Below are 5,635 nucleotides of genomic sequence, written 5' to 3' on the forward strand. Positions count from 1 at the left end.
GTGATTCTGATAAAATCATCCGCAATATAAATGAAAGACGCTGAGCTCTTTTTTTAGCAAAAAGTGGCATATAGCGTTTACTCCGGCATATGTGTTTTTAAACAATAAATTTACGACTTAACAGCTAATTCACATATTGAGTACAGATAAACGTATTCTGTATTGATCTCGCCAGGCACTATTGCAAAAACTCAGCATATTTATGGAACTCAGCCATTTGTGGTTAGAGTGATGTCTGCTTATTCAGCAGTTAGCTTATTGGCATACTTGCGTTAACCCTGTCAGGGTGGTTAAGCGCAGTTTCCTCTGGTCAGAGAATTATGGACGAATCATACGTGAAGCAGGGTTTGTTTGAGAGCGTGGCGATTATTCGCGAGGCTCTCAAAAAAGGATGTCTGGTTGATATCCATAGCAAAAATGCTGACGTGTTTTGCAAAATACAAAAACTGGATGCGTCAGGTTTTTACGTTCCGTGGGACGGCGATGCGCCGGAAACGGAAGAAAATCTTGAGGTCGAAATTTTTGCCGATACCGGCAAATTCGAATTTCATGCCGCAGCTTCCGCGTTTCATCCCCACGAGGGCGAAAACTGGCTGTATATTCACTATCCCGATGCCATTAATGTTACGCAACGCCGAAAGCATCCCCGCTTAACGTTTAGCGATCGCCGTGTTTACACCGCGCAGGGAAAATTTAACGACGGTCTCTATTATCAGTTTCGAATTAAAGATCTGTCGCCGGGTGGCTGCGCGCTGATTGCGGAAGATGGTGAACGCGCCCAGGCGTTAATCAGAACCACGCTGCGTAATATTGAGCTGGATTTTGGCAGCCACGGTACCCTTGTGGCGGATCTCTTTGTGTTGAGCAGCGAAAAAATGGCGGCCTCTGATGATGCGTCCCCTGCCTGGCATCTTTCCTGTCAGTTCAAACGTATCAGCGAACCGATGCGGCGCAATCTTGATAGCATTGTGATCAAACTGCTGCTGGAAGAGAAACGCTTACACCGATTATAGCGGCACGCCTTCTCAAGCGGGGCAGCTATATACCTAAAAGGTATCATCTCTTTCTTTATAAGGTATTGGTTTTCAATATAAAAATAACTTATAGATTCTCTTTCTGCTAATAAAACAATAGATGGGGAAGGAGAGATGCATAAAGCGGGCGATGAACTGATCAAAAGCGTGATTGATATCCGCTTCTCGGCGTTGCAGTGGCGGGTTATCGCTCTCTGCTTTTTGGTGGCGCTGTTTGACGGTTTTGATACACAGGCAGTGGCCTTTACCGGGCCTGCGATGATTGATGCCTTTGGCGTGGATGTCAAAAATCTGGCACCGGTGCTGACGGCGGGTATTGTGGGCATGACGGTGGGCGCGATGCTGCTGGGTATGCTGGGCGACAGAGTCGGCCGACGCATCACGCTGATGGTCTGCGTGCTGATTTTCTCCGTCGCCACGCTGCTGACCGCGTGGAGCACCCATCTTGATACCATTTTCATTTTGCGCGTCATTGCCGGGTTTGGCATGGGCGGCGCGACGCCGGTGTTGCTATCGCTGGCGGCGGAATATTCTCCGCATCGCCATCGCGGGCTGGTCACGACCGGCGTGCTGCTGGCGCTTCCCGCAGGCGCCATGTCCGGCGGCCTGCTGGCGGCAGACATGTTGCCGCGTTGGGGGTGGCAGAGTATTTATCTGATCGGCGGCGTCGCGCCACTGTTGTTGCTGGTGGTGATTTTCTTCCTGCTTCCCGATTCGCTGGAATCCCTTTACGCTCGCCGCAGCGCGCGCTCGCTGAAAAAAGCCAACGCCATTCTCAGCCGCATCGCCGGGCGTGAAGTGGTACTGCCTGATGCCTCAACTCAGGATGCCGCTGTTCCCGCGCGACCTGTTTCTCGTCTTAGCCATCTGTTCAGCGGGTCTCTGCGCCTGACCACCATGGGCATCTGGAGCGTCTACTTCTTCAACTGGGTGGCGTGGTTTATGCTGCTGTCATGGTTGCCGACGTTGCTCAAGCAGGCCGGCCTTGCGCCCGCCGATGCGCCCTACGCCTCGGTGACGGTCAATGCTGCATTTATTGCCTTCGCCCTGCCTTTGTCATGGTTCCTGCCGCGTATCAACACGCTGAAGATCCACTATCTGATGTTTGCTGTCGGTATCGCAGTTGCGCTGGCATTAAGTGTGGCAATCCCTCAACAGCTTTGGCTGGCCTCATTCCTGCTTATCGCCTTTGCCGGGTTTGGCGTCGGCGGGCAACAACTGGCGTTAAATTATCTGGTGGTCGCCACCTATCCCGCGGCCGTCCGCGCGACCGCGATGGGATGGGCGATTGGCATGGGGCGCATGGGGGCGATTATGGGCTCAGCCATCGGCGGGCTTGTGTTGAGCGGTGCAGGGACGGGCGGTTTCTTCCTGGTGCTTATCGTACCGCTGGCGATCGCTTTTGCCAGCCTGTTGCTGCTGCGTCGCCGTTATGTACAGGCGACGGGTCCGCAGGATGAAGTCGCGGTTCACTGACAGCTTGCAGGACGCAGCAGATTTCTGCAGCGTTCAACCAGCGGATTGGCCTCATGTTTGCGATAGCTCAGGATAATGGGCGAGGTGACATGAGGCTCTTTCACGGCGACATAGCGCACGCCTTCATGGTTAATTTGCCTTGCCGATTCAGGTACCAGCGCGACGCCTATTCCTGCGGCGACCAGCGCAATGGCCGTTTGCATATCATTTGCCTGCTGGCTCGGGTTGACACACAGACGATGCTGTTCAAAAAGGCGCAGCGTGTGATCCGCATAGCCCGGGCGTGGTTGCGAAGGGTAGAGGATAAACGGCTGCAGGCTCAGCTCGGCCAGGCTTATCGGGTTACCGTTTAGCGCAGGATTGCCCGGCAGTGCAGCCACCAGTGGTTCCTCACGGATCGTGAGCTGTTCAATCTCGCTATCATGCAGATAAATACGACCAAAACCGACGTCAATCCGACCTTTCTTCAGCGCCTCAATTTGCCGCAGCGTCACCATCTCCTGCATCTCAACGGCAATATCATTTTCATTGTGAAGCCGCCGGATAAGCGAGGGTAATTCCCCGTACAGCATGGAAGGCGCAAACCCGATAATTAAACGTGCACGAGACGCATGGGCAATCTGCCGGGTTTGCTGCGCTATCTCTTCCAGTCGGTTAAAGAGCGGCTCGATTTGCTGATACAGATAAACACCCGCTTCGGTCAGCGCCAGCGGGCGAGTACGGGTGATGAGCGTGACGTTCAACTCTGATTCCAGCTGCTGGATCTGCCGGCTCAACGGCGGCTGCGCGATATGAAGGTTTTCCGCCGCTCGTGAAAAACTCAGTGTGCGACACACTTCCAGGTAGTAGCGCAAATGGCGCAGTTCCATGCATTCTCCTGCGGTATAGGGATTGACGAGTGTTTATCTTTTCTTAATGGTGAAGATCTACTGTAGTCCATTTTTTGCCGCGAGAGAGCCGTAAGGATAGCAGACCTCACTGCGTGATTTAGGTCCCCTCTGAAAACGTTTTGTGGAATCTCTTAAACGCCTGGTTTTATCTGGGGTGTAGCCTTTTCTTTGACGTCTAAAATACGTTTTCACCATGTCCGATTGCTCACGATAATTACGTATATTGATCGATTTTCCTGAACTATTGTTTAGATTTGTATTCTTTGGGAATTAAGAAGTTTGGCTAATAAAAGAAAAGTAAAATATAACTATAAATAACGGTGATTAATTAATTTTGTTGTGTTTTTAGTGATACGAAGATGTTTCTATGAGCAAGAGTTGAGAGGGGGAAGTTTGCTAATAGTGTCGATCGTTGCTTAAGATCGGCTTTCGTAACGTGTTGAAACAGATCTTTTTTTTACTTTAGCGCTCTATGGGGAGAGGGTGGGTTCGTGTGATTTAATAATATGCGATCTCATTAACAAAAATCTTACATAGTTAGTGTGGATATAGGGTTTGGGTTGTGTTAGATTTTTCTTAAGGAAAATTCTCAATAGAAAAATTTTTCAATTTTGCTGCTAAGTTCTTGGGTTAACCCCATGGTTATAAAGACTATGAATGGAATATTGATCAGTAACGTTAATGATTTCTACGCATAAGCCATCGCAAGATATTGGTTTGGCCTTTGAAATAACGGAAATGTAACCATGGAAAGCAACATGAGTGAAAAGGATGACGTCTCTGAAAATAACAGTCTTATTTCCAATTATTGTTGCGGTATTAGTGATGCAGATCCCCCCGGCGATCTCTGCCCCTGCTCCGGCCTGGGCGTCTCGCCCGGATATGGCACAGGCGGCGGCGGTGGACTTGAAAGAGAGCATATTGTTTGCGCTTAATCGCGATCCTTCCGTCAATGAGCAGGCCGCCCAGCTTGGTATAGGAGAGGGCATGGTGGATGAGGCGCGTAGCGCATGGTTTCCTCAGGTCGCGCTGTCTGGCAGCACCGGCCATAGCCGGACGACAGATTCCAGCGGTTCAATGAACAACTCCGCCCAGTGGGGAATGAGCATTACTCAACTGGTATATGATTTCGGTCGTACCAATAGCGCGATTGATAAACAGTCATCACAACGGGATAGCTACCGTTTCCAGTTAATGAGCACCTTTACGAGCGTCGCGGAAGAAACGGCGCTTTCCTACATCGATATTCTGCGTTATCAGGCGTTGATCCGCGTGTCAGAAGAGGGCTGGAAGGCGCTTGATAACGTTCGTCAATTGTCAGAGTACCGCGCAAACGCGGGGCTCAACTCCCGTTCCGAAGTGCTGCAAACCGAAACGCGTATGGCCGGAATGCAGGCAACGCTTGAGCAGTATCGCGCTGGTCTGGAAAGCGCGACGGCGCGCTTCGGCGTGCTGACTGGGATCACCGCAAAAACCTATCGCCCTTTGCCTGAGGCTTTAGCCCTCGAGCAAAAGTCGCTCGCTGAAATTGAATACTCCTACATTCCGGCGGTGATGGCCGCCGAAGCCAGCGAGCAGGCATCACGTTACAACGTCGAGGGTGCAAAATCCGAACACTGGCCGTCGGTGAGTGTTCGTGGCGGACGCACGCGCTATGAATCCAGCAACCGCAACTACTGGGATGATCAAATTCAGGTGGTGGTGGATGCGCCTATTTACCAGGGGGGCGCGGTTTCTGCGCGTATCGCTCAGGCGCAGGAAGCGCGGAAAATGGCTTCTTCACGGGTGGATCAGGCAAAGTTTGATGTGCTGCAAAAAGCTTCGGTAGCCGCCGCCGATTGGCGTGGTGCGCAGGGGCGTGAAGCTGCTGGCGCATTACAGCACCGCAATGCGATTCGCACCCGTGACGTATACAAGGATGAGTACAAATTAGGCAAACGTAGTCTGAACGATTTGCTCAGCGTTGAGCAGGATGTCTATCAGGCTGCCTACTCGCAAACCCTTGCTGATTTCGATGGCTGGAGCGCGGCGGTGAATTATGCCGCCGCAACAGACAATCTATTACCGTTAGTAGGAATACAAAAACACGTAACCTCGACACTACCGGAACTGAAATAGCCCGCAAAAAATAAATGCGCGCCAGATTGTGAAAAATGGGATTGATTTCTCAGGGCTTCCCTTATTCGCCATCTCAGGAAAACGCAGTTCCGCAGATTACTTATAAAGGAGCCTCCT

Annotated in this window: 4 protein-coding genes; 3 read left to right on the plus strand and 1 reads right to left on the minus strand. The window is 51.3% G+C overall.

All coding sequences use genetic code 11. The features are described from left to right. Window positions 1-320 precede the first annotated feature (320 nt). Together NMC31_RS23555 and NMC31_RS23560 are read left to right on the plus strand one after the other, a co-directional pair. The gene (locus tag NMC31_RS23555; RefSeq protein ID WP_149463565.1) at window positions 321-1,013 is read left to right on the plus strand and encodes a flagellar brake protein; all 693 of its coding nucleotides are present in this window, start codon (window positions 321-323) and stop codon (window positions 1,011-1,013) included. Window positions 1,014-1,148: 135 nt separating this feature from the next. Next, window positions 1,149-2,510, plus strand: a complete 1,362-nt coding sequence (locus NMC31_RS23560) for an MFS transporter (RefSeq protein WP_253899267.1) — start codon at window positions 1,149-1,151, stop codon at window positions 2,508-2,510. Here NMC31_RS23560 and NMC31_RS23565 read toward each other — a convergent pair. Continuing rightward, on the minus strand, window positions 2,504-3,379 hold the full coding sequence (locus tag NMC31_RS23565) for a LysR family transcriptional regulator (RefSeq protein ID WP_253899268.1): 876 nt from the start codon (window positions 3,377-3,379) through the stop codon (window positions 2,504-2,506). The two genes, NMC31_RS23560 and NMC31_RS23565, sit on opposite strands and share 7 nt — an antisense overlap. Before the next feature lie 846 nt (window positions 3,380-4,225). Here NMC31_RS23565 and NMC31_RS23570 point away from each other — a divergent pair. After that, window positions 4,226-5,518 carry a TolC family outer membrane protein gene (locus NMC31_RS23570; RefSeq protein WP_436651100.1) on the plus strand — a complete coding sequence of 431 codons (1,293 nt, stop codon included), beginning with the start codon at window positions 4,226-4,228 and terminating at the stop codon, window positions 5,516-5,518. Window positions 5,519-5,635 lie beyond the last annotated feature (117 nt).

This window comes from Pseudocitrobacter vendiensis, from assembly GCF_943590815.1.
Taxonomy (GTDB): domain Bacteria; phylum Pseudomonadota; class Gammaproteobacteria; order Enterobacterales; family Enterobacteriaceae; genus Pseudocitrobacter; species Pseudocitrobacter vendiensis.

Coding starts and splice junctions, on each gene's coding strand:
- NMC31_RS23565 (WP_253899268.1), bottom strand. CDS start 3,379: ATGGAACTGCGCCATTTGCGCTACTACCTGGAAGTGTGTCGCACACTG.
- NMC31_RS23555 (WP_149463565.1), top strand. CDS start 321: ATGGACGAATCATACGTGAAGCAGGGTTTGTTTGAGAGCGTGGCGATT.
- NMC31_RS23560 (WP_253899267.1), top strand. CDS start 1,149: ATGCATAAAGCGGGCGATGAACTGATCAAAAGCGTGATTGATATCCGC.
- NMC31_RS23570 (WP_436651100.1), top strand. CDS start 4,226: ATGCAGATCCCCCCGGCGATCTCTGCCCCTGCTCCGGCCTGGGCGTCT.